The organism is Caballeronia sp. J97, assembly GCF_905220305.1.
GTDB lineage: Bacteria > Pseudomonadota > Gammaproteobacteria > Burkholderiales > Burkholderiaceae > Caballeronia.
The window spans coordinates 1-278 of the sequence record NZ_CAJMZL010000108.1; the positions used below are offsets into that span (position 1 = coordinate 1).

Here is a 278-nt window from a genome sequence, read left to right on the forward strand (position 1 = left end):
CCGATCCGATCAAGGTCATCACCGTGCGCGCGACGGGTTTCGATCCGGTGGCGGCGGAAGGCGGCAGCGCATCGGTCGAAAAGATCGAAGCCGCAGCCGATGCAGGCATCTCGCAGTTCGTGAGCCGCGAAGTGACGAAGCTGGATCGTCCGGAGTTGACGAGCGCGCACATCATCGTGTCGGGCGGGCGTGGTCTCGGTAGCGGCGAGAACTACACGAAGACGCTCGAACCGTTGGCCGACAAGCTCGGCGCGGCGCTGGGTGCATCGCGTGCAGCA

1 protein-coding gene is annotated in these 278 nt (G+C 65.5%); it reads left to right on the plus strand.

The window, feature by feature from the left end; translation table 11 throughout:
• Window positions 1-278 (plus strand): FAD-binding protein (locus tag U4Y90_RS36030; protein ID WP_321801913.1); only part of this gene is annotated, 278 nt, incomplete at both ends.